This is a genomic window from Streptomyces sp. NPDC006207 (genome assembly GCF_040613835.1).
Lineage (GTDB): Bacteria > Actinomycetota > Actinomycetes > Streptomycetales > Streptomycetaceae > Actinacidiphila.
Genome location: NZ_JBEXSX010000040.1, coordinates 1 through 22116, shown reverse-complemented (window position 1 = coordinate 22116; position 22116 = coordinate 1). Strand labels below are relative to the sequence as shown.

Below are 22116 nucleotides of genomic sequence, written 5' to 3'. Positions count from 1 at the left end.
GCGGCGCGCGCTACGCCTCGTACGCGGCGCGCAGCGCGTCCCGCACGGCGTCCTCGGCGGCGGCGCGGTCCAGGCCGAGGCGCCGCACGCGCTGGGCGTAGGCCGACGCGGCGGCGGCCGCCTCACGGGTGGCGGCGTCGCCCGCGGCCGCGACGAAGGTGCCGTTGCGGCCGCGGGTCTCGATCACACCGTCCGACTCCAGGGCGCGGTAGGCCTTGGCCACGGTGTTGGCCGCCAGGCCGAGGTCGTCCGCGAGCCCGCGGACGGTCGGCAGCCGGTAGCCGACCGGGAGGGCCCCGGAACGGGCCTGGTCCGCGATCTGCTCGCGCAGTTGCTCGTAGGGCGCGGCGGCCGCGTCCGGCCTGACGGTGATCTTGAGGCTCACGGTGTGTCGTCCTCCCGGCGGGACGGGGCAGCGCTGTTTGTCGCGGCCATTGTGCTGCACGCACCGTCCGCGAGGACGACGGCGCGGCCGGGCCCCGCCGGGTCGTGGGCGATCGCGTCCCCCGGCTCGTGCAGGTGCAGCACGAAGCGCTCGCCCGCGCGGTACGCCTCCAGGCCCGCCCTGCAGTACGCCACCATGTCGTCCGGCAGCGCGTCCAGGGGGAACCAGCCGAGCTCCGAGCACTTCTCCGGCTCGCGGTTGACCGGCTCGTGGACGCCGCCGTCCGCCTCGAAGAACCAGCCGATGCGCTCGCCCCCGCCGGGCGCGCGGTGCTGCATGACCAGGGCGACGGCGATGTCCTCGGGGCGCAGCACGACGCCCACCTCCTCCTGGGCCTCGCGGACCAGGGCCGTCAGGACGTCCTCGCCGTCCTCGACGTGGCCGGAGGGGGCGTGCAGCAGGCCGTCGGCGTAACCGGTGTTGACGCGGCGGCCGAGCAGGACCTCGTCGCCGCGGCGGAGGACGAGGTGGACGTCGACGATCTCCGTGTGCCTGCGGGGCTGCTTGATCCGCACGACCGCGGCGTAGCGCTCGTCGTGGACCGGGCCGCCCCACAGCGCGGTGTCGTGGGCGAGCTGCTCCACCTCGGTGTGCTCGGCGAGCGGCCGTACCATCGCGGCCAGTTCGGCGGCGCGGATGCCCACCGGCTCGGCCTCTCCCCAGCACCCCTCGACCAGCACGAGGCGTCCGCCGCGGCGCAGCAGCCGGGCCCAGCGGCGCAACGCGGCCACGGGGTCGGGCAGCGCCCACAGCATGTGCCGGACGAGCACCACGTCGAACCGGCCCTGTGCGACGGGCGGTTCGGCCGCGTCCCCGAGCAGGACGCGGGCCCCGGTGCCGGCCAGCTTCGTCCGGGCCAGCGCGGCCATGCGCGCGGAGCGGTCGACGGCGGTCACCCGGTGCCCCTGCTCGGCGGCGAGCCGCGCGAGGCTGCCCGTGCCGCACCCGAGGTCGAGCACGTCCGCCGGGGTGCCGGGCAGCCACGTCCGCAGCCGTGCCGCCCACGCCTCCCGCACGGCCGGCTCCCGCAAGCCGTGGTCGGGCTCCTCGTCGAAGCGGTCGGCCACGGTGTCCCAGTACGTGTCACTGCTGAGTTCGCCCACCCCGTGATCCTTCCACCCCCCACTGACAACGCCTCCGTGCTTCCCCGCGGGACCGCCGGGTCCGGCCGGACCACGCCCCACGTGGCGATCCCCCGAGGAAGGGGCGACAGACGGATCCCGCCGAGGCCTGACCACGACCGCCCCCAACCGCCCGCGGACGCGGACGCCTCCCGTGCGGGACCAGGTGTGCGCGGCCCCGCATCCGGTGCCGCGGCCGAGGACACCGCCCCTGCCCCGGCCGCACGGGGCCGGCCCCACGCGGCCGCCACCGGCTCCCCCCGTTCCGGAGGGCCGCAGGGAAGCCCCCGGCAGAGCCGGGCCGGCCCCCCAACCACCCGCGACCGGCTTTTCCCGGCCCGGATCCCCGCCCGCCGCCGCGGAACGCCTCCCGCCGGAAGGGGCGTCAGCTCAGGCCCAGGTTCCGGTAGCGGGTGCGGCGGGCGGCGAGGCGGACGGCGCGGGGGTGGGCGCGCAGGGCCGCGAGTTCGGCACCCAGGACCGCGCCGAGGCGGGCCAGGAACGCCTCGGGCTCGTCCGCCGCGTCGGGCGTCTCCTCCACCACCCGGTCGACGATCCCGTGCGCGGCCAGGTCCGCCGACCGCACCCCCTGGCGCCCGGCCACTTCGTACGCCCGTTCCGTCGTCCGGTACAGGATCGCCGAGGCCCCCTCCGGCGGCAGCGGGGAGAGCCACGCGTGCCGCGCGGCCACCACCCGGTCCGCGGGCAGCAGCGCGAGCGCGCCCCCGCCGGCGCCCTGTCCGAGCAGCAGGCACAGCGTGGGCGCGGGCACGGTCATCAGGTCGGCGAGGGAGCGGGCGATCTCGCCCGCCAGGCCGCCCTCCTCGGCCTCCCGGGACAGCGCCGCACCCGCGGTGTCGACCACGCACAACAGCGGCAGGTCCAGTTCCGCCGCGATGCCCATGCCGCGGCGGGCGACCCGCAGGCCGGCGGGGCCGAGCGCGGACGGCCGCCCGTCGCCGGTCTCCCGCCGGTCGTGGCCGAGGACGACGCAGGGCGTGCCGCCGATCCGGGCGAGCGCGAGCAGGAGTCCGGGGTCCCGTTCCCCCGCGCCGGTGCCGCTGAGCGGGGTCACGTCCCGGGCGGCCGCCGCCAGCAGGGCGCGCAGCCCCGGCCGTTCGGGCCGCCGTGAGCGCCGGATGGACTCCGCGGCCGGTGGAGCGGAGGCGCCCGGCGCGGGCTCGGGACCGGCCCCGCCGGTGTCCGGGGCTCCCGCCGTGTCGCCGCACAGCACCCCGAGGACGCGTGCCGCGACGTCCGCGAGTTCCGCGGAGGGCAGCACGGCGTCCACGATGCCGTTGGCCAGCAGGTTCTCCGCGACCTGGACGCCGGGCGGGAACTCCTCGCCGTACAGGGCCTCGTGGATCCGCGGGCCGAGGAAGCCGATGAGCGCGCCGGGTTCGGCGGCGGTGACGTGCCCGAGGGAGCCCCAGGACGCGAAGACCCCGCCCGTGGTCGGGTGCCGCAGGTGGACCAGGTACGGCAGGCCCGCGGCCTTGTGGTCGGTGATGGCCGCCGCGACCTTGACCATCTGCAGGAACGCGATGGTGCCCTCCTGCATCCGCGTCCCGCCCGAGGCGGGCGAGGCCAGCAGGGGCAGCCGCTCACGGGTGGCCCGTTCGACGGCCCGTACGAGGCGTTCGCCCGCGGCGACGCCGATCGAGCCGCCCAGGAAGCGGAACTCGCCCGCAACGACGGCGACCCGGCGGCCGCGGATCCTGCCCTCGCCGGTGACGACCGACTCGTCGAGCCCGGTCCGCTCCCGTGCCCGGGCGAGGTCGGCGCGGTACCCGGCGTCGTCGAGGTAGCCGGGCAGCGCGGTCACGGGCTCGTCCCAGCCGTGCCAGGTGCCGGAGTCGACGACGGCGTCGATGAGCTCCAGGGCGGCCGCGCGGCGGCGCGTCGGTTCGGTCATGGCGTCACCCTAGGGTGCCTGCCGGGGCCTGTGGCCAGGGCCAACACCTCACGGAACACGGGGCGGAGGTCACTCGTACGGCGCAACTCCATCACGGGGCGGGGGTCGTTGTGGGGATGTGGTCACAGTCGATTCCCAGAACGCACCGGGTGCGCCGGCCGGGAACGAGGTCCCCCGGACGGTTCCGGCGCCCATCCGCCGCAGCCGTCCGTACCGCCCGAGGGAGGGCGTCCCCCTCGGGGAATGGGTCTTCGTCCCGGGGACGGCGGGATTCTTCGGCCGGAGTCCGGACGCCTACATCGAGCGTGGCGAGGAGCGCATTCCGCTCGTGTACTGCTCTTCGGAACTGGAACAGTTCACCAACGAAATGGTCGGCATCGAGGGGGATTTCATCCGCCGCTGCTCCGGCATCGATCTGGATGCGCGGTATTAGGGCGTGCATTCACCGTATCCCCCGCCCACGCCCGGCCCCGACAGGAATTCCTTCATGCCGCCTTTGCAGGACCGTTTCCGCTTCGAGAACGACATGCCGTACGAGGACCACCTCAGCGGCCACACCATTTACAGTCCCCGCCAGGCCCCGGACGACACTTCGGGGAACGGGTTCTTCTCCGCCCCGGACTACGACGTCCTGAACGGGGCGTGGACGTCCGAGGAGGAATTGGCCCAGCTCCTCGAACCCCCTCTGGCGGAGGAGGTGGACGACTACGAGGAGGAGGACGACGACGTCTTCGCCGCGCCCTCCCCGGAGTCCGCGACCCACGAGCTGCCGCTCACCCGGCACAGGCACCGCAGGATCCGCCGGGCGGCGCTGCGGCAGAAGGCGGCCAGGACCCAGACGCTCAGCTTCGTCGTCGCGGCGGTCGCGGCCACCATCGTGGCCATGGTGAGCGTGCTCGGGGGGATGGTCGCCCACGACCCGTTGCGCCACATCGCCGCCACCAACGGGGCGTCGGGGCTGGCGGGCTGGTGGCCGCTGCTGGTCTACGGCCCCTGGATGGTGGCCTCGTTGTCGATCCTGCGGGCCGCGCTGCACCAGCGCCGGGCCCCGCACTCCTGGGCGGTCGTGCTGCTCTTCTCGGCCTTCGCGATCCTGTTCTGCGTCGCCTCCGCCCCCCGGACGATCACCGACTGGACCGTCGCCAGCCTCCCCGCCATCGCGGCGCTGTCCTGCTTCCACCAGCTCGTACGGCAGATCACCCTCACCCACCCCCCGCGGCGCACCCCCCGCAGCCGGCACTCCTCCTGAGGGGGCCCCGCGGCGACACCGCCCATGATCCGCATCATTGACGTGTCCATTGCGACGATGTGAGGATGCCGGTGATCCGGTCGTGCAACGAGCTCTTCCTGGAGGGGACATGAACAAGCGCAGGGGCGCCTCGGTCGCCGTGGCCGTGGCCGCGACGCTCACCGGGATGCTGGCGCTCGCCGCCCCGGCGAACGCGAGCGTGCCGTACAAGGTGTACTCGACGAGCGCGGCCTGCAAGACGGCCGGCCAGAAGTTCGTCGACTCCGGCCAGGCCTACCAGTACACGTGCACGTGGGACAGCCCGGGCTACCTCCTGACGCTCTGGCTCGGCTGAGGGCCGGCGGACCGCACCCGGGAACAGGCGGGTGGGCGGCGCCGGACAGGACTCCTGTCCGGCGCCGCCGTCGTGCCGGGGGGACCCGGGCCGCACCGGCGACCGGCATCCTCAGCCCCCGCTTAGCGATGCCTTAACGCCGCCATAAAGATCGCCCGCAGGTCCTCCGAACAGGGGTTCCACCCGTGCGGCGCGGCTAGCGTGCTGGTTCGCCGGCGCCCGTCGGCACCGCGCACCGGGCCACCGCCGAAGGAGAACCCCACCATGACCGCACGCCGCAGGGCCGCCCTGGCCACCGTCCTCGGGATCGGACCGCTCGCACTGACCGGCCTGGCCGCGGGACCGGCGAGCGCGCACGGCACCATGGGCGGCCCGGTCAGCCGGGTGCTGACCTGCTACGCGGAGAACCCCGAGAACCCGACGTCGGCCGCGTGCAGGGCGGCGGTCGCGGCGGGCGGCACGCAGGCCTTCTACGACTGGAACGGGGTGCGCATCGGCGACGCGGCCGGACGCCACCGGCAGGTGATACCGGACGGCAAGCTGTGCAGCGCGGGCAACGAGGAGTTCAAGGCGCTGGACCTGGCGCGGGCAGACTGGCCGGCGACGAGGATGACGCCGGGACGGCAGGACCTGGCGTACCGGGTGACGGCCCGCCACAAGGGCTCGTTCGAGCTGTACATGACGAAGGCGGGGTACGACCCGTCGCGGCCGCTGACGTGGTCGGACCTGGAGGCGCAGCCGTTCGCGAAGGTGACCGACCCCCAGGTGCGGGACGGCAGTTACGTCCTGCCGGTGGACGTGCCGGCCAGGTCGGGGCGTCAGCTGGTCTACGCGATCTGGCAGCGCTCGGACAGCCCGGAGGCCTTCTACTCCTGCTCCGACGTGGTCTTCGGCGCGGACACCGGGAAGGCCCCCGGGGCGCCCGCCACGCCCGCGACCTCGGCCCCGGCCGGGACCGGGACCCCCGCCGCGGCCACGACCGCCCCCGCGCCCACCGCCTCCGTACCGGACGACGCGCGGATCGCCGCCGGGGCGGACCGGTCGACGGTGCGCCACCACCACGCGCACACCGCCGCGGACGGCTCGGCGAGCCCGCTCGCGGAGCCGTCCGCGACGGCGGACACGTCCCTTTCCGGCGCGGACCTGGCGGAGACCGGAGGCAGCAGCAGCGGCACGACCTCGCTGATGGCGGCGGGGGCCGCCGCCGTCTCGCTCGGTGCGTCGGTGCTGCTGCTCGTCGCCCGCAGGCGCCGGACGCGGGTCGGCTGACGGGGGACGTCAGCTGAAGACGTCCCCGCAGTCGGTCGCGGTGGCGTGCGCCGGGTCGAGGGCGTTGGCCGCCTCGTGGAACACGATGCGGTCGGTCAGCCCGACGAAGACGTGCTCGGACAGGTCGAGCGGGCACAGGTCCTGCAGCACCACGTTGCGGACGTCAGGGCCGGACAGGAACTGCGAGGTGTACGGCGTGACGACCTCGTCGTACTTGGTCGCGATCACCGTGTAGTGGACGCCGGGGAGGGTGTCGCCGCCGGCGTTCAGCTTGGTGAGGAAGGCCGATCCGGCCATCTGGTCCGTCAGCCCCTGCGGGCTGAGGTGCTCGATGGCCTCGGCCGCCCCGGGGAAGTACGGCAGCAGCCTGAGCAGCCCGCCCAGGTCGGTCCCGTGGTTGCTGGGCGCGATGCCGACGAGCGCGTTCACCTTGGGGGCACCGCCCAGGAACTTCATGTAGTAGCGCGGCATCATGCCGCCCTGGGAGTGCCCGACGATGTCGACCTTGCCCGCGCCGGTGGCCGTGAGGACCCGGTCGACGTAGTCGGCGAGCTGCTGGGAGGAGGCGGTGATGGAGCCGAGCCCGTAGAAGAGGGGCACGCCGGGCAGCTGGCCGTAGTCCAGGGAGTAGACGCAGTAGCCCCGCTTGACCAGGTAGGGCGCGAGGCCGAGCCAGTTGTCGATGGAGTTGCCGAGGGTGCCGTGGACGAGGACGACGGGCCGCGGGTGGGCGGCGGACGGCTTGCAGGACCAGTTGTTCCAGCCGCTGCTCGCGGTGGCGCCGGCGGTGGTCGCGGCGGCGACGGTCGTGGTGGCGTGGGTGTCGGACGTGGGGGTCTTCGCCAGTGCGGTGGTCGTGCTGTCCACCAGGACGGGGGTGGCGAAGAGGGCGGCGGTGAGAGTCAGCGCGGAGAGGAGCCGGAGCGCTGATCGCGGTCTGATGGGCAGCATCGAGCGATCTCCTCGCAGGTGGGGGAATGACTGGCTCCCGTGCAGCCTGTGATCCGGATCACCAGAGTGCTGAGCTTCCGTCAATTTACGGAGGAGTAACAAACGTCGCTAGCTACCGGTGGGTAAAGAATTCATCACGCCGGCTTCACGTCGATGTGATAATGGACCGTCAGGCCGCACCCGACAGTGCCGCGGGCATCAGCGCCCGCGGGCCGAAGCGGGCTCGCGCCCGGTCCGCGACCGCCTCGATCCGGCGCGCCTTCTCGTCCCCCGGGTCCAGGCTGAGCTGCAGCGTCGCGAGACCGGCGTCCGTCAGCCCCTCCGCACGCAACGCGAGGCCGCGCACCCGGGCACGCTGCAGCCCCAGCCCCTCGTAGAGCCGGTACGCGGCCTCGGCGAGGGCGGTGCCGTGGCCGGTGGGCTCGGGCAGCGCGCGGGTGCGGGTGGTCGTGGAGCGGTCGGCGTAGCGGACGGTGAGGGTCAGTGAGCGCGCGACCCGGCCCGACGCGCGCAGTGAGGAGCCCAGTTCCTCGGTGAGCGACAGCAGGGCGCGGCGGTGCCGCACCGGGTCCAGTTCGTCGTGGCCGAAGCGGCGCTCGGCGCCGGCCGAACGGGCGGGGGCGTTCGGGACGACCGGGGCCGGGTCGATGCCGCGGGCCCGTTCGTGCGTCCTGCGGCCCGCCGCGGCGCCCAGGATCCGCTGCAGGGTGCTCAGGGGCGCGGCCGCGACGCGCCCGACGGTGTCCAGGCCGTACGTGCCCAACTGCCGTGCCGTCGCCGGGCCGACGCCGTGCAGCGCCGCCACCGGGCGGTCGGCGAGGAAGGCCGCCACGGCCGCGGGGTCGGTGGGGGCGGCGCGCACCGCGCCCTCCGGTCCGCCCTGCGCCGCCATCCGGGCGAGCAGCTGGTTCGGGCCGACGCCGATCGTGCAGTCCACACCGTGGAGGGCGAGCAGCCGCACCCGCAGCAGCGTGGCCAGTTCCACGGCGTCGCGCCCGAAGTAGCGCAGCGCCCCGCGGACGTCGGCGAGCGCGGCGTCGGGCGGGAGCGCCTGGACGACCGGGGTGAAGCCGCCCAGCAGCCCGAGGAGTCGCTCGTACAGCGCCTCGGCGGCGTGGAAGTGCACGTACAGCACGTGCAGGTCGTCCGTCATCGCCCCGCGCTCCCCGGACTGGAGTGCCACAGCTTGCGGCCGGTGGGAACGCCCTCGCCCGCGGGCCGCAGATCGGCCCAGGGGTGCATCTCGTACCCGGTGGACATCCGGACCCGGCGGCCCCCGGGCGGGGGTGCGGGGAGGCCAGGGGGCTCGCCCGGGGTCTCGGCCAGGCGGGCCGCGACCGCCTCCAGGCCGCCCTCCCTGCGCAGTTCGACCAGTTCGGCCAGGTTCCAGGCGGCGGCGCCGACGACGGACAGGCTCTGCGGTCCGCGGCGCTGGACCACCCCGCGGACCAGCAGCAGCCAGGAGTGGAAGACGGTGTGGGCGCAGGTCTCGTGGCTGTCGTCGAAGAAGGCGAGGTCGACCAGGCCGGTGCCGTCGTCGAGGGTGGTGAAGATGACCCGGCGCCCGGAGCGGATGGGCGGGGTCTGCGTGGCCGCCTTGGCCCCGGCGACCAGCACGGTCTCGCCGTGCCGCACCTCGCGCAGCCGGTTCGCCGGGATCGCGCCCAGCTCCTCCAGGAAGGCGAGGTGGTCGTCCATCAGGTGGCGGGAGGCGTCCATGCCGAGGGCGCCGAGTTCGGCGCCGAGCCGCTCGCCGTCGTCCATGTCGGGCAGGCCGGCCGGCGCGAACGCCGGCTCGCCCTCCCCTCCGGTCAGGGTGAGCTGGCCGTCGTAGGCGGAGGCCCGGCCCTGCCGGTGCACTTCGGCGACCTGGAGCAGCATGTCGCGGCGGTTGCCCCCGAAGGGGTCCAGCGCGCCGACCTGGACCAGGCGTTCGGCGGCGGCACGGCCTGGGCGGGCGCGCTCCCAGAGGTCCTGGAGGGAGGAGTAGGGCTGTCCGGCGGTGATCCGGGCGACCTCGGCCTCGCTGATGCCGTGCACCTCGGAGAGCGCGAGCCGCAGCCCCCACACCTCCTCGCCCACCTCACCACCCCCCTCACCGGACACCAGTTCGATTCGATAGGCCGCGCCCGACCGGTTGACGTCCAGCGGCAGCACCGGCACCCCGCGCCGCCGCGCGTCCGCGAGCAGCAGCCGCTTGGGGTACATCCCGGGGTCATGGGTGAGCACCCCGGCGTAGAAGGCCGCCGGATGGTGCGCCTTGAGCCAGGCGGACTGGTAGGTCGGCACGGCGAAGGCGACGGCGTGCGCCTTGCAGAAGCCGTACGCGCCGAAGGCCGAGACGATCTCCCAGGTGCGCCGGATGACCTCGCGGGAGTAGCCGCGCCCCCGGGCCGCGTCCGCGAACCAGGCCCGCAGCCGTCCCTGCCGGGCCTCGTCCGACAGCGCGCGCCGCGCCTCGTCGGCGAACCCCCGGTCGCAGCCGGTCATGACGCTCATGATGTCGATGAGCTGCTCGTGGAAGACGACCACCCCGTGGGTCTCGCGCAGCACGGGCTCCAGGTCGGGGTGCGGGTAGTGGACGGGCCTGCGGCCGTGCCGGGCGTCGATGAAGGGCCGCACCATGTCGGCGGCGACCGGCCCGGGACGGAACAGGGAGATGTCCACGACCAGGTCGTGGAAGGTGGCCGGCTGCAGCCGCCCCACCAGGTCGCGCTGGCCCGGGGACTCGATCTGGAAGCAGCCCAGCGTCTCGGCGGACTGCACCAGTTCGTACGTCGCGGGGTCGCCCTGCGGGATGCGGTCCAGGTCGATCCGGCCGCCGCCGGTGCGTTCCACCTCGTCCAGGGTGTGCGCCATCGCGGACTGCATGCGCACCCCGAGCACGTCGAGCTTGAGCAGCCCGAGGTCCTCGACGTCGTCCTTGTCGAACTGCGCCATGGGGAAGCCCTCGCCGCTGGTCGGCACGACCGGTGTGCGCTCCAGCAGCCCGGCGTCCGACAGCAGCACCCCGCAGGGGTGCATGGCGACCCCGCGCGGCAGCGCGTCCAGCGCCTCGACCAGCTCCCACAGCCGGCCGTGGTCCTCCCCCGCCACCTGCCGCAGCTCGGGCAGCTCGGCGAGCGCGGCCCGCGCGTCGCGGGCCCGGATGTGCGGGAAGGCCTTGGCCAGCCGGTCGGTCCGCTCCGGGTCCATCCCGAGGGCGGTGCCCACGTCGCGCACGGCGTGCCGGACGCGGTAGGTCTCGGGCATGGCGACGGTGGCGACCCGCTCGCCGCCGAAGCGGTCCAGGATCCGCCGGTAGACCTCCAGCCGGCGGGCCGACTCCACGTCGATGTCGATGTCGGGCAGCGAGGCCCGCCGCCCGGACAGGAAGCGTTCCATGAGCAGGTCGTGCTCGACGGGGTCGGCGGCCGCGATGCCCAGCAGGTGGTTGACGAGCGATCCGGCGCCCGAGCCGCGCGCGGCGACCCGGATGCCCATCTCCCGCACGTCGGCGACCACCTGGCCGACGGTGAGGAAGTACGAGGCGAAGCCGAGCCCCTCGATGATCCGCAGCTCGTGGTCGAGCCGCGCCCAGTACTCCGGCTCCCGGTCGTGGCCCTCGCGGACCATCCCGGCCGCGCAGCGCGAGCGCAGCACGCGGTCGGCGGTGCGGGCGCCCGCGCCGACGAGCTGCGGCTCGGGGAAGTGCACCTGCCCGAGCCCCAGGTCCTCCTCCGGGTCGACGGCGCAGCCCGCGGCGGTCTCCTCGGTGGCCCGCAGCAGCCGGTGGGCGTCGCCGCGGGCGAACCCGGCCGCCTCCATGACCCGCTCGGCGGTGCGCGCCATGTCCCCGGCGTCCTTCAGCCAGCGCTCCCCGCTGTCCAGGCTCCCCGCGTCGCGCACGTCGATCGGCACCAGCCGGCGCGCCGAGTCCAGGACGTCGGCCACCTCCCCCTGGCCGGGGTCGGCGTAGCGGACGGCGTTGGTCAGCACCGGGACGACCCCCTGCTCGACGGCGAAGCCGACGGTGCGGGCGGCGAGCCGCAGCGAGCCGGACCCGGTGCCGGTGCGGCCGTGGTGCACGGCCTCCAGGCGCAGCGCGTCCCCGTACACCTCGCGCCAGGGGCGCAGCAGCCTGGCGGCCCGGTCGGGGCGTCCGGCCGCCAGGGCGCGGCCGACCTCGGAGTCCGCGCCGAGCAGCACGTACACCCCTTCCCGCCCCAGGTCCTCCCAGCCGATGCCGCCGTCGGTGTGGGCGGCGCTGACCAGCCGGCACAGCGCGCCCCAGCCGCGGCGGTCCCGGGCGAGGAAGACCGCCCGGTCGGTCGCCTCCGGCACGAAGGCCCCGCCGCGCACCGGGGTGCGCCGGCGGGCGGCCGGCGGACCGGCCTGAGGGGCGGCGCCCTCCCCCGCGTACGCCGCCGGCACCGCCAGGGAGGCGCCGAACAGCGGCCGCACCCCGGCCCGCGCGCACGCCTTGGCGAAGCGCACCACGCCGGCCACCGTGTCCCGGTCGGTCAGCGCCAGCGCGTCCATCCCCCGTTCGGCGGCGCGCTCGGCGAGCCGCTCGGGGTGCGAGGCCCCGTACCGCAGCGAGAAGCCGGAGACGGTGTGCAGGTGCGTGAATCCCGGCATACGCACCTCCGACCGCTCACGTCTCCCCCCTTCCGGACCCTCCGCCACCCACCATAGACCACTTGTCGAACATGTGTACGAAGACACGCCGGATCCCTGTCCTCCGCCACCCTCCGCGTGGTTTCCTGCACACGACGTCACCGACGCTCACACCCCGATGGGGAGTCGCCATGCCGATGCTGCTGGTCAAGGGCTCTTTCCAGATAAAGAACACCGAACCGGACGGGGACACCGTGGGCTTCACCCCCACCCGTCACCCCGACTGGAACCGCATCAGGGGCGGGCTCGGGCTCGACCTCACCCACTCCTGCCGGGGCAAGCTGCGCCTGGACGCCGTCGACGCGCTGGAGACCCACTACGGGCCCACCTCCGCCCCGGCCCACCAGCCGCTGCCCTTCGCCCACGCGGCCCGGGACGAGCTGCTGCGGTGGCTCGGCTTCACCGCCGTGGAGCGCGGGCCCGGCGGCGAGCGGGTCGTCGCCGCCAGCCCCGAGAGCGTCCCCGGCTGGATCCTCACCGGCGGGGTCGACGTGCACGGCCGCTGCGTCGCCCTGGCCGGACGGGGCGCGCTGCCGGAGGGCACGAAGAGCGGCCAGGAGGTCACGGTCGGCGTGCCGCTGCTGCGCGCCACCGTCAACCACCACCTGGTCGCCGAGGGCCTGGCCTACCCGACCTTCTACAGCAACCTCCACGAGGACCTGCGCCGGGAGCTGACCGACGTCGCCCGGCAGGCCCGCGAGGCGGGCAGGGGGCTGTGGCCCGGCGACGTGAGCACCAGCGGCGCGAAGGTCACCGGGCTCTCCTCGCTCACCGACGACGTGGTGCTCGTCCCCAAGCTCTTCCGGCGGCTCTTCGACTACCTCGCGCTCGGCGAGCCCTCCCTCGCCGCCTTCCGCGCCTACCTGGCCGGGGCGGCCGACACCTACCGGATCCTGTCCTCGGACACCCCGCGCGCGCAGGTGCGGGGACTGCACCACGTCGTCGAGGTGACCGGCGACCACACCGTGCGGATGACCGTCCCGGTCGAGGACCTGGTCTTCACCGAGGCATGACGACCGGGGCGAACTCCGCAGCCCACCGCAGCAGTTCCTCGTCCTCGCCGGGGCGCCCGACGACCTGCAGACCGAGCGGCAGGCCGTTCGCGGCGTACCCGGCGGGCAGACTCACCGCGGGGAAGCCCGCGTTGCTCCACGGCAGGCACATCACCGAGTCGCCGGTGCTGCCCAGGCCGAACGGGGCGGGGCCGGTGGCGGACGGCGCCAGCCAGACGTCGACCTCCCCCATGGCCGCCAGCAGCCGCTCGCGGAAGACCCGGCGCTCGCCCACGGCCCGCTCGTAGTCGTCGCGGCCGACGGCGTGGCCCTCGCGGATGGCGGCGACCGTCTGCTCGCGGTACAGCCGGCCGTGCCGGGGGAACCAGTCGGCGTGCGTACGGGCCACCTCGTAGCGGTTCATGACGTACAACTGCCGTACGACCGCCTCGAACTCACCCGGACCCGGCATCAGCGGCACCTCGCGCACGGTCCAGCCCGCCGCCTCCAGCCGCTTGGCCCGCGCCGCGAAGGCCTCCCGCGCCTCCGTCCCCGCGCGGTCCAGGTACGGGCCGACGGGGACGCCGAGCACCGGCCGGCCGTCGCCGGCCGCCGGCTCCCGCCAGTCGTCGCACAGGACGGACGCGCCGAGCGTCGCCGTCGCGACGTCCGCGGCGAGCACCCCGACCGTGTCGAAGCTCGGGGCGTTGGCGATCACCCCGTCCACCGGGACGCGCCCGAAGGTCGGCTTGAAGCCCACCACCCCGCAGTAGGCCGCGGGCCGGACCACCGAGCCGACGGTCTGCGTCCCGACCGCCAGCGGCACCATGCCCGCCGCCACCGCGGCCGCCGATCCGCTGCTCGAACCACCGGGTGTGTGGGCGGTGTTGTGCGGATTGCGGGTCGGCCCCGGCGCGGTCACCGCGAACTCGGCCGTCACCGTCTTCCCCGCGACCAGCGCCCCTGCCGCCCGCAGCCGGTCCACCAGCGGTGCCTGCGGCCCGGCCAGCACCTCCGCCGGTACCGCGGACCCGGCCCTGGTGTCCATCCCGTCGATCCGGACGATGTCCTTGACGCCCACCATCACCCCGGACAGCACGCCCGGCGGTGCCGCGGCCGCCTCCGCCGCCAGCCGGCCCCGCCGGTCCGGTTCCCGTACGAACGCCTTGATCCGGGCGTCGAGCCGGTCGATGCGGTCACAAGTCCGTGCCACCAGATCCGTCACGGCGGCCACGCTACGCCGAAAAGCTCCGGCCTTCCTCAAACAGCGCGTCATCGCCGCGCCCACGGGCACACCGACCACAGGGGGTGGTGCGACATGTCATGGCTCGCATGGACATATCCGGTGGCCGAGGTGGCACTGCTCGTCACGGCGGGGGTGCTGCTGCGCGCACCGCGCGTCGCGGCCTACGAGCTGACGGACCCCCACGAGGCGGCCTACCTGCGCGACGGGCGCCGCGGCACGGTGGTCGTCGCGTTGGTCGCGCTGCATCTGCGCGGCACGGTGGACGCCGGCGCGCACCACACCGCGCGCATCTCCGGGCCGCTGCACGGGCTCTCGCAGCCGCTGCAACTGGCCGTCTACCAGGCCCTGTACCGGCCGGCGGGGGTGAACACCGTCACCACGTCGCGGCCGGTGCGGCGCGAACTGGACGTACTGCGCGGGCGACTGGCCGGCGCGGGGCTGATCCGGGGCGACCGGCGTCGGCGTACGGCCCGTGTGCTGCTGTGCGCGGCCGTGCCGACCGCGGCCGCGGAGCTGGTGCCCGGCGCCCTGACGGCCTGGGACCCGTTCCGGACGGCCGTCCCCGCCCTCACGGTGGCCGCCGCCCTCGCCCTGTGGAGGGTGCCGCGGCGCACCCGGGCCGGCCGCCGCGTCCTGCGGCGGGCCCAGGAGCGTTTCCCGCGCCCGCGCACCCGCAGGGCCTCACCCGAGTCGGTCCTCCTGGCGGTCGCCCTGCACGGCGGGCCGGCGCTGCGGCTGGCCGTCCCGCACTTCGCCGGGGAGGCCGGGCTGCTCGCCCACCACGACAAGGCCGAGAGCCTCTACGGCGTCAACCACTGGCACAGCGGCGGCGGCGGCACGCCCACCTCGTGCGCGAGCTCGGGGGCGGGCGGCTGCAGCTCGGGAGGGGTGTGAGGGTACGCGTCCTCCCGGACGGCCCAAACACCGCATCGGTGCGAGATTCGTCACGTCCCGATGTCACATGGGTGCTCCCACGTCCCGTGCGTCAACCCGTGTCACGCGCGCGTCACCCCGGTGGCTACTCAGGGGTTGCGAAGCCAAGGGGACGGCACGATTTACTGACCGCCATGACGGCGACCGACACCACCTCCAGACCCGTGGCGCACCCCGGCCGGCTGCGCATGATGAGCCACCTGCGCCGCCTCGCGGCCGCCGGTCTGGTGGAGCCGCCGTGCGGCGCACGGCCCCTGCGGGACCCGCAGGACGAGGACGCCGAGGTCTGGGACGACTTCCGGCACCGGCTGGCGGCCCTGCTGGTCGGCCTGCACGAGGATGCCCAGGCACCCCGCCCGGCCCCTCGGGCCGTGCACGTCGGCGCGACGGTGACGGCCTTCCCGCTGCACCGCCGGTTCAGCTGACCCCCCCGGGGCCCGCGGGCCCGCGGGGGGGCGGGCCCCGCCCGCCCCCCCGCCCCGCACGCGCCGGAGCCCCCCCCCCCCCCCCACCCCCCCGGGCACGGCGGCCCCCCCCCCCCCCCCGCCCGCACCACGTGGACGTCAGCCGAGTTCCGCCCCGACCGCGGCCAGCGCCGTGGTCACCGGCTGGAAGAAGGTCTCCCCGCCCGCCTGGCAGTCCCCGCTGCCGCCGGAGGTGAGGCCGATCGCACTCCCGTCGCGGCTGAACAGCGCGCCCCCGCTGTCGCCCGGCTCGGCGCAGACGTCGGTCTGGATCAGCCCGGTGACGGTGCCCTCCGGGTAGTTGACCGTCGCGTCGAGCCCGAGGACCGTGCCCCCGTGCAGCCCGGTGGTGCTGCCCATCCGGAACACCTCCTGGCCCACGGCCGCCTCGGCCGCCCCGTTGATCGCCAGGGCACGGCCGTCGCCGAGGCTCACCTGGCTGGGCGCCTGGGTGTCCGGGTCGTCGTACGTCACGAGGGCGAAGTCGCCGTCACCCGGGAAGGTCGCCTGCCGTACGGTCGCGATGGGCGTCCCGCCCTGGCTGTCCGACCAGTTCGCGAACGCGACCCCGCAGTGGCCTGCGGTGAGGAAGGCCGGGGCGCCGTCCTTGACGACATTGAAGCCCAGCGAACAGCGCGCCCCGTCGGCGAAGATGGCGTCCCCGCCGGCCACCAGGGGCTTGAACTCGCCCGCGGACTTGTGGATCCGGGCCATGCCACCGCCCAGGGACCGCACGGTGGACTCCAGGGTGTCCCACTTGCCGCCGGTGACGGTGCGGTCCGCGGTGACCAGGATCCGGTTGGTCCGGGGGTCGACGGCCCAGGCGGTGCCGGGGATCGTGGCGCGCTGCTTCAAGGTCCGTGCGGCGGCGCCCAGTTCGGCGGCGCTGTTCTCGACCGTCCGGGTCGCGGCGCCGGCCTTCCCGGCCTGCGCGGCCACGTCGTCGCCGTCCCCTGCGACCACGTTCACCACGAGCTGCCTGCTCGCCGCGTCGTAGTACGCCCCCGCGATGGACGGGCCGAACCGCGAGCCGAGCCGCGCGGCGAGTTCCGCGGCGGCCGCGGCGGTGAGCCGCTTCGGCGAGGGGGCCTGCGGACCCTGCGCGGCGGACTGCGACGCGTTGGCGTTGGGCAGCAGTACGGCCGCTGCCGCGATGGCGGCGGCACCGGCCGCAACGAACACGATCTTCCGCTTGGCTATCTGTTTGTGCTTCAACTCGTGACCTCCTGTGGGGGGATACAGGCCGGATCGTCGGGCGCAAGGGGGGAAGCGTCGTTCCGTCTGACATACGCAGCCCCGCCCCGTCGCGTTCACCGCGGCCCATCCGCTCGCGCCCGGGGTCGCGGTTGTGGTGGAATCCGCCCGATGAGCACTTTCGACCCCTCCCTCGTGGCGCTGGAGTACCGCGCCACCTACGACCGGCAGTTGCGCGCCCGTGTGCCCGCCGACCTCTCGCGGTACGAGTCGGTGGAACGCGACGGCCCGCTGCTGCGCAAGACCTACCGGCACGGGGAGGCGGGGTTCCTCGACTACCGCGACCTCGGCGGGCTGGACGGGCCCGGGCTGGACGCCCTGATCGCCCGGCAGCGGGACCACTACGCCGCGCTGGGCGTGCCGGTGGAGTGGAAGTACCACGCGCACGACCTGCCCGCGGGACTGCCGGACCGGCTGGTCGCGGCCGGCTTCGTGCCGGAGGAACCGGAGACGGTGCTGGTCGGCGAGGCGCAGGCGCTGACGGCCGCCCCGGCGCTGCCGGAGGGCCTCGCGCTGCGGGAGGTCGGCTCACGGGCGGACTTCGAGCGCATCCGGGAGATGGAGGAGACGGTCTGGGGCGTGCCCCACGACTGGCTGCCGGGGATGCTGGAGAGCGAGGTGTCGGGGCCCGGCGACCCCTGCGCGGTGGTCGTCGCCGAGACCGCCGACGGCACGGTGGTCTGCGCCGGCTGGGCCCGTTTCCACGAGGGCACCGACTTCGTGTCGCTGTGGGGCGGCTCCACCCTGCCGCAGTGGCGGGGGCGGGGCGCCTACCGGGCGACGGTGGCGCACCGGGCCCGGCTCGCGGTCGCGGCGGGTCACCGCTTCGTGCAGGTCGACGCCTCCCCGGACAGCGCCCCGATCCTGGCCCGGCTGGGGCTGCTGCCGGTGGCGGTGACCGTTCCGTACGTGTGGCGGCCGGACGTGCCGCAGGCGGAGGGCGGGCTCAGCTGACGTCGGAGGGCCGCTGCGGCCGGACGGTGTCCAGCAGCGGGTCCGCCGAGAGGGCCTCGCGCAGGTCGGCGGGGAGCTCCTCGGCGGGCTCCACCACCGGCGCACCGGCGGCCGGCGCCTCCGCCGCGGCGGCCCGCGGTGCGGGCCCAGGGGGAGGTGCGGCCGCCACCGGGGGTCCGGGCGCCGGCTGCTGTCCGACGGCCGGGTAGGGCGCCTGCTGGGCGCGCTCGAGGAAGCGCAGCAGCTCCACCGGGAAGGGCAGGACCAGGGTGGAGTTCTTCTCCGCGGCGACGGCGACGACCGTCTGCAGCAGGCGGAGCTGGAGCGCGGCGGGGGTGTCGCTCATGACCGCCGCGGCGTCGGCGAGCTTCTTGGAGGCCTGGAACTCGGCGTCCGCGTTGATGATCCGCGCCCGGCGCTCCCGCTCGGACTCGGCCTGGCGGGCCATCGAGCGCTTCATCGTCTCCGGCAGCGAGACGTCCTTGATCTCGACGCGGTCGATCTGCACGCCCCAGCCGATGGCCGGGCTGTCGATCATCAGCTCCAGCCCCTGGTTGAGCTTCTCGCGGTTGGAGAGCAGGTCGTCCAGGTCGCTCTTGCCGATGATCGAGCGCAGCGAGGTCTGCGCCATCTGCGAGACGGCGAAGCGGTAGTCCTCGACGTTGATGATCGCGTCGGCCGCGTGGACGACCTTGAAGTAGACCACCGCGTCCACCTTGACCGTGACGTTGTCGCGGGTGATGCCCTCCTGAGCGGGCACCGGCATCGTCACGATCTGCAGGTTCACCTTCCGCATCCGGTCGACGATCGGGACGATCATGGTGAATCCCGGGTTCCGCACCCCGCCCCTGACCCGGCCGAGCCGGAACACCACGCCCCGCTCGAACTGCTGCACCACACGGGCCCCGGCCACGAAGTACAACGCTCCTGCCGAGAGCACGGCGGCAATCAACTCGACGACCATCACGGCCCCCTGGGGTCCGGAATCGCAGTACTTCCACGGTACCTCGCGAGTAACCCGCCGGATACGGGCCGGGATGCCCCGGTTACGGGCCCGGTGCCGGCCTACCGCGGCGCACCCGCCGCCCGGGCGAGGCGGTCCGCGACGACCCGCAGCCGTTCGGCCAGCTCAGGGGGCTCCCGCACCTCGAAGTCGACGCCGAGCATGCCGATGTAGACGGCGAGCGCGTCGAGGGACTCGGAACCGGTGCGCAGCACGCAGCTGTCCGGTCCGGTGGACTCCACGGTCGCGTAACCGGCGTACTCGGCCACGGCCTCGGCGGGGGCGTGCACGACCACGACGGCCTGGTGGCGGTAGGCCCGCGAGGTGACGCCGCGGGCGACGTACGACGCGGCGTCCGCCGGAGGCCGCCGGGGCGTGAAGCGGGGGCCGGCCGGGGACTTGGGGTCCATCCGGTCCACGCGGAAGGTGCGCCAGTCCTGCCGGTCGGTGTCCCAGGCGAGCAGGTACCAGCGGCGGCCGTGGTGGACCAGGCCGTGCGGCTCCACCGTGCGGCGGCTGGCGGTGCCGCCGTGCGCCCGGTAGTCGAAGCGCAGCCGTTCGTGGTCGCGGCACGCGGCGCCGATCGCGGTCAGCACGTCCTGGGCGACGGCGCCCGGCACGGTCGCGGGCCGGGCGACCGCGACGGCCTCCATGGCCTGCGCCCGGCGGCGCAGCCGGGAGGGCAGCACCTGTTCCAGTTTGGCCAGCGCGCGCAGCGAGGTCTCCTCGATGCCCTCGACGCTGCCCCCGGCGCCGGTGCGCAGGCAGAGCGCGACCGCGATCGCCTCCTCGTCGTCGAGCAGCAGCGGGGGCAGGGCGGCGCCCGCGCCGAGCCGGTAGCCCCCGGCGGTGCCGGGGGTGGCGTGCACGGGGTAGCCCAGGGCCCGCAGGCGCTCCACGTCGCGGCGCACCGTCCGGGCGGTGACCTCGAGGCGTCCGGCGAGTTCGGGCCCGGTCCAGTCGCGCCGGGACTGGAGCAGGGACAACAGGCGCAGCAGTCGGGCGGAGGTTTCCAGCACGGCACCAGTCTGGCAGCCATCGCGGACGGTTCCTGGCCGCATTCCGCCCTACCGTGACGCCCATGGAGACCATCCCCGAAGGCACCGTCCTGGACCGCCGGACGCTCAACCGTTCCCTCCTGGCCCGGCAGTCGCTGCTGGGGCGGGTGCGCACCGGTGCGGAGGAGATGGTCGAGGCCCTGGTGGGACTGCAGGCGCAGGAGCCGCAGGACCCGTACGTCGCCCTGTGGTCCCGGATCGAGGACTTCGCGCCGGAGGAGCTGTCCGGGATGCTCGCGGACCGGCGGGCGGTGCGGATGTCACTGCTGCGGTGGACGGTGCACCTGGTGACGGCACGGGACTGCATGGCACTGCGCCCTGTGGTGCAGGACGTGCTCGAACGGCGCCTGCTCGGGCAGTTCCGGCGCCAGCTGGCGGGGCTGGACCTGGCGGAGGTGGCCGGGGCCGGCCGGGCGCTCCTCGAGGACGGCCCGCTGTCCCCGAGCAGGCTCGGGGACGCCCTGCGGGAACGCTGGCCGGACCGCGAGCGGCTGCCGCTCAGCCTGGCCGTCACGGCCCGGGTGCCGACCGTGCAGCCGCCGCCGCGCGGCCTGTGGCGCACCTCGGGCGCGGCCCTGCAGACCCCGGCCGACCGGTGGCTCGGCCGGGACTTCGACTTCGCGGCCGGCTCCGCGCCGGACGCGGCCGTCCTGCGCTACCTCGCCGCCTTCGGCCCCGCGTCGGCCGGGGACGTCGCCGTATGGTCGGGGCTGACCGGGCTCCGCGCGGTCATGGACCGGCTCCGCCCGGGGCTGCGGGTCTACCGCGACGAGAAGGGCACCGCGTTGTACGACGTGCCGGACGCGCCCTTCCCCGACCCCGGGACGAAGGCGCCGCCCCGGTTCCTCCCGCAGTACGACAACATCGCCCTGTCGCACGCCGACCGGACGCGGATCATGCTGCGCAACCCCTACGCCGAGCTGCCGCTGCCCGGCAGCGGCAGCAACCGCGGCTTCTTCCTCCACGACGGCTTCGTCCACGGCCTGTGGCGGATCCGGGCCACCCGCGGCGCGGCCGTGCTCCACGTCCAGCCGTACGCGCCGCTGGACGCCGGGGCGCGGGAGGCGGTCGCCGCCGAGGGCGCACGGCTGCTGGCGTTCACGGTGCCGGAGGCCGCCGCCCGGGAGGTGCGCTTCGCGGGGTGACCGGGGCGCGCGTACCGGGGGCGGCCGGGAACGGCTCAGTACACGCCGACCCCGTACGCCGTGAGGACCGCGGGCAGCGGCTGGAAGAAGGTGGTGCCCCCCTCGGTGCAGTCACCGCTGCCTCCGGACAGCAGTCCGAGGGCCTTCGTCCCGTCGTACAACGGCCCGTCGGAGTCGCCGGGCTCGGCGCAGAGGTCGTACGGATCAGGCCGCGGACGATGTCGCCGCCGTAGTTGACGGTGTAGCCGAGCCCGGTGACCGTGCCGCTGCGGACGCCCGTGGTGGAGCCGTCCCGCTTCACCGCCTCCCCGACGCGGGCCCGCGCGGCCTGCGTGATGTCCTGCCGTCCGACCTTGCCGGGCCGCGCGACGGAGCCGGTGTAGCGGACCAGGGCGTAGTCGTCGTACGGGAAGCTGAAGCCGGTGGTGGTGCCCAGCGTCCTGGTCCGGGCGGGATCGCCGTACCAGGTCCTGGCGGCGTGCCCGCAGTGACCGGCGGTCAGGAAGTAGTAGGTGCCCGCGGCGCGGACGTTGAAGCCGACCGAGCAGCGGAAGCCGCCGCCGTGGACGGCGTCGCAACCGGCGGCCATCCGTGCGAAGGAGCCGCCGACGCGCTCGAAGCGGACCGTGCCGCCGTACCGTCCGGCGGCCCGTTTCAACGCGGTGAGCCCGCTGCGCGGGACGGTGCCGTCGGTGGCGATGACCAGCGCGCCGCTCTTGGGGTCGACCGCCCAGGCACTGCCCTCGACGTCCGCCGACTCGGCCGCCAGGCCCGCCGCCGCCAGGTGCGCGGCCGAGGTCCCGCTGCCGGTGGCGGCCCGTGCGTCCGGCACGGCGACCGCGGTCGCGGCCACCAGACCGAGGAGCGCCGCTCCGCGCAGCGCTGCGCCTCGGGCGAGGCCGCCCCACGGAGTGGTGCGCTTGTTCCTCATATGTTCCCCCTGCGAGGTTATGCGGTGCCTCGCGGAGTATTGCGACGATCGGCCCGGCGGACAAGAGGACCATACGGGACGTGCCCGGCGGCCGTGGGGCCCTGACGCCGGAACGGCTGAGCGCGTCCGTGCCCGGCAGGCGGAAGGGGGAGCCGGCGCCGGAGCAGTTAAGGCTGCCCGCCGTGGGCTGACC

19 protein-coding genes and 1 pseudogene are annotated in these 22116 nt (G+C 75.1%); 9 read left to right on the top strand and 11 right to left on the bottom strand.

Features of this window, described 5'->3' with window-relative positions:
• Window positions 1-10: 10 nt before the first annotated feature.
• From ABZ312_RS28125 to ABZ312_RS28115, 3 genes are all read right to left on the bottom strand, one after another.
• A complete protein-coding gene (locus ABZ312_RS28125; RefSeq protein WP_500328477.1) occupies window positions 11-385 on the bottom strand; it encodes a GntR family transcriptional regulator in 375 nt (124 codons plus the stop codon).
• Window positions 382-1548: a methyltransferase domain-containing protein gene (locus ABZ312_RS28120; protein WP_500328479.1), complete on the bottom strand. Its 1167-nt coding sequence runs from the start codon at window positions 1546-1548 to the stop codon at window positions 382-384. The genes ABZ312_RS28125 and ABZ312_RS28120 overlap by 4 nt, the downstream gene beginning before the upstream one ends.
• A gap of 403 nt (window positions 1549-1951) precedes the next feature.
• Window positions 1952-3481 (bottom strand): carboxyl transferase domain-containing protein, encoded by a 1530-nt coding sequence (locus ABZ312_RS28115; protein ID WP_500328480.1) that lies wholly within the window; start codon window positions 3479-3481, stop codon window positions 1952-1954.
• A 118-nt stretch (window positions 3482-3599) separates the two neighbouring features.
• On the opposite strand from ABZ312_RS28115, the gene ABZ312_RS28110 reads away from it, so the two are divergent.
• The 4 genes from ABZ312_RS28110 to ABZ312_RS28095 all read left to right on the top strand — a co-directional run bounded on the left by ABZ312_RS28110 (window position 3600) and on the right by ABZ312_RS28095 (window position 6333).
• The gene (locus ABZ312_RS28110; RefSeq protein WP_500328482.1) at window positions 3600-3914 is read left to right on the top strand and encodes a hypothetical protein; all 315 of its coding nucleotides are present in this window, start codon (window positions 3600-3602) and stop codon (window positions 3912-3914) included.
• Between the two features lie 54 nt (window positions 3915-3968).
• Window positions 3969-4730 (top strand): DUF2637 domain-containing protein, encoded by a 762-nt coding sequence (locus tag ABZ312_RS28105; RefSeq protein ID WP_500328484.1) that lies wholly within the window; start codon window positions 3969-3971, stop codon window positions 4728-4730.
• 109 nt (window positions 4731-4839) lie between these two features.
• Window positions 4840-5064: a hypothetical protein gene (locus ABZ312_RS28100; RefSeq protein ID WP_499511037.1), complete on the top strand. Its 225-nt coding sequence runs from the start codon at window positions 4840-4842 to the stop codon at window positions 5062-5064.
• Between the two features lie 264 nt (window positions 5065-5328).
• Window positions 5329-6333 carry a lytic polysaccharide monooxygenase auxiliary activity family 9 protein gene (locus tag ABZ312_RS28095; RefSeq protein ID WP_500439028.1) on the top strand — a complete coding sequence of 335 codons (1005 nt, stop codon included), beginning with the start codon at window positions 5329-5331 and terminating at the stop codon, window positions 6331-6333.
• A 9-nt stretch (window positions 6334-6342) separates the two neighbouring features.
• Here the strand turns inward: ABZ312_RS28095 and ABZ312_RS28090 are convergent, their stop codons facing one another.
• The 3 genes from ABZ312_RS28090 to ABZ312_RS28080 form a co-directional block, all read right to left on the bottom strand.
• On the bottom strand, window positions 6343-7284 hold the full coding sequence (locus ABZ312_RS28090; RefSeq protein WP_500328488.1) for an esterase/lipase family protein: 942 nt from the start codon (window positions 7282-7284) through the stop codon (window positions 6343-6345).
• 169 nt (window positions 7285-7453) lie between these two features.
• Entirely contained in the window at window positions 7454-8437 is a 984-nt protein-coding gene (locus tag ABZ312_RS28085; protein WP_500359746.1) for a DNA polymerase Y family protein, read from the bottom strand.
• A complete protein-coding gene (locus tag ABZ312_RS28080; protein ID WP_500328493.1) occupies window positions 8434-11904 on the bottom strand; it encodes a DNA polymerase III subunit alpha in 3471 nt (1156 codons plus the stop codon). The genes ABZ312_RS28085 and ABZ312_RS28080 overlap by 4 nt, the downstream gene beginning before the upstream one ends.
• A 170-nt stretch (window positions 11905-12074) precedes the next feature.
• Between ABZ312_RS28080 and ABZ312_RS28075 the strand changes: the two genes are divergently transcribed.
• Window positions 12075-12956 carry a nuclease gene (locus tag ABZ312_RS28075; RefSeq protein WP_500439027.1) on the top strand — a complete coding sequence of 294 codons (882 nt, stop codon included), beginning with the start codon at window positions 12075-12077 and terminating at the stop codon, window positions 12954-12956.
• On the opposite strand, the gene ABZ312_RS28070 is transcribed toward ABZ312_RS28075, so the two are convergent.
• The gene (locus tag ABZ312_RS28070; RefSeq protein ID WP_500328497.1) at window positions 12943-14160 is read right to left on the bottom strand and encodes an amidase; all 1218 of its coding nucleotides are present in this window, start codon (window positions 14158-14160) and stop codon (window positions 12943-12945) included. The genes ABZ312_RS28075 and ABZ312_RS28070 overlap by 14 nt on opposite strands.
• 93 nt (window positions 14161-14253) lie before the next feature.
• On the opposite strand from ABZ312_RS28070, the gene ABZ312_RS28065 reads away from it, so the two are divergent.
• Window positions 14254-15075, top strand: a complete 822-nt coding sequence (locus tag ABZ312_RS28065; protein ID WP_500439026.1) for a TIGR04222 domain-containing membrane protein — start codon at window positions 14254-14256, stop codon at window positions 15073-15075.
• A 173-nt stretch (window positions 15076-15248) separates the two neighbouring features.
• Window positions 15249-15539, top strand: a complete 291-nt coding sequence (locus ABZ312_RS28060; RefSeq protein ID WP_500328501.1) for a hypothetical protein — start codon at window positions 15249-15251, stop codon at window positions 15537-15539.
• A 138-nt stretch (window positions 15540-15677) separates the two neighbouring features.
• Here the strand turns inward: ABZ312_RS28060 and ABZ312_RS28055 are convergent, their stop codons facing one another.
• On the bottom strand, window positions 15678-16793 hold the full coding sequence (locus ABZ312_RS28055; protein ID WP_500328503.1) for a S1 family peptidase: 1116 nt from the start codon (window positions 16791-16793) through the stop codon (window positions 15678-15680).
• A 150-nt stretch (window positions 16794-16943) separates the two neighbouring features.
• On the opposite strand from ABZ312_RS28055, the gene ABZ312_RS28050 reads away from it, so the two are divergent.
• Window positions 16944-17786 carry a GNAT family N-acetyltransferase gene (locus ABZ312_RS28050; protein WP_500439025.1) on the top strand — a complete coding sequence of 281 codons (843 nt, stop codon included), beginning with the start codon at window positions 16944-16946 and terminating at the stop codon, window positions 17784-17786.
• Here ABZ312_RS28050 and ABZ312_RS28045 read toward each other — a convergent pair.
• Together ABZ312_RS28045 and ABZ312_RS28040 are read right to left on the bottom strand one after the other, a co-directional pair.
• Window positions 17779-18750: a slipin family protein gene (locus ABZ312_RS28045; protein ID WP_500439024.1), complete on the bottom strand. Its 972-nt coding sequence runs from the start codon at window positions 18748-18750 to the stop codon at window positions 17779-17781. The genes ABZ312_RS28050 and ABZ312_RS28045 overlap by 8 nt on opposite strands.
• Window positions 18751-18851: 101 nt before the next feature.
• Window positions 18852-19808, bottom strand: coding sequence for a helix-turn-helix transcriptional regulator (locus tag ABZ312_RS28040; RefSeq protein ID WP_500328509.1), 957 nt, complete (start codon window positions 19806-19808; stop codon window positions 18852-18854).
• A 62-nt stretch (window positions 19809-19870) separates the two neighbouring features.
• Between ABZ312_RS28040 and ABZ312_RS28035 the strand changes: the two genes are divergently transcribed.
• A complete protein-coding gene (locus ABZ312_RS28035; RefSeq protein ID WP_500359740.1) occupies window positions 19871-20992 on the top strand; it encodes a winged helix DNA-binding domain-containing protein in 1122 nt (373 codons plus the stop codon).
• A 35-nt stretch (window positions 20993-21027) separates the two neighbouring features.
• On the opposite strand, the pseudogene ABZ312_RS28030 reads toward ABZ312_RS28035, so the two are convergent.
• Window positions 21028-21923: pseudogene (locus ABZ312_RS28030) on the bottom strand (S1 family peptidase).
• Between the last annotated feature and the right edge of the window lie 193 nt (window positions 21924-22116).

Excerpts from the sequence above, each read along its gene's own strand:
- ABZ312_RS28115 (WP_500328480.1), bottom strand. The coding sequence starts at position 3,481 with ATGACCGAACCGACGCGCCGCCGCGCGGCCGCCCTGGAGCTCATCGAC.
- ABZ312_RS28105 (WP_500328484.1), top strand. The coding sequence starts at position 3,969 with ATGCCGCCTTTGCAGGACCGTTTCCGCTTCGAGAACGACATGCCGTAC.
- ABZ312_RS28100 (WP_499511037.1), top strand. The coding sequence starts at position 4,840 with ATGAACAAGCGCAGGGGCGCCTCGGTCGCCGTGGCCGTGGCCGCGACG.
- ABZ312_RS28095 (WP_500439028.1), top strand. The coding sequence starts at position 5,329 with ATGACCGCACGCCGCAGGGCCGCCCTGGCCACCGTCCTCGGGATCGGA.
- ABZ312_RS28090 (WP_500328488.1), bottom strand. The coding sequence starts at position 7,284 with ATGCTGCCCATCAGACCGCGATCAGCGCTCCGGCTCCTCTCCGCGCTG.
- ABZ312_RS28085 (WP_500359746.1), bottom strand. The coding sequence starts at position 8,437 with ATGACGGACGACCTGCACGTGCTGTACGTGCACTTCCACGCCGCCGAG.
- ABZ312_RS28080 (WP_500328493.1), bottom strand. The coding sequence starts at position 11,904 with ATGCCGGGATTCACGCACCTGCACACCGTCTCCGGCTTCTCGCTGCGG.
- ABZ312_RS28075 (WP_500439027.1), top strand. The coding sequence starts at position 12,075 with ATGCCGATGCTGCTGGTCAAGGGCTCTTTCCAGATAAAGAACACCGAA.
- ABZ312_RS28065 (WP_500439026.1), top strand. The coding sequence starts at position 14,254 with ATGTCATGGCTCGCATGGACATATCCGGTGGCCGAGGTGGCACTGCTC.
- ABZ312_RS28060 (WP_500328501.1), top strand. The coding sequence starts at position 15,249 with ATGACGGCGACCGACACCACCTCCAGACCCGTGGCGCACCCCGGCCGG.
- ABZ312_RS28050 (WP_500439025.1), top strand. The coding sequence starts at position 16,944 with ATGAGCACTTTCGACCCCTCCCTCGTGGCGCTGGAGTACCGCGCCACC.
- ABZ312_RS28045 (WP_500439024.1), bottom strand. The coding sequence starts at position 18,750 with ATGGTCGTCGAGTTGATTGCCGCCGTGCTCTCGGCAGGAGCGTTGTAC.
- ABZ312_RS28035 (WP_500359740.1), top strand. The coding sequence starts at position 19,871 with ATGGAGACCATCCCCGAAGGCACCGTCCTGGACCGCCGGACGCTCAAC.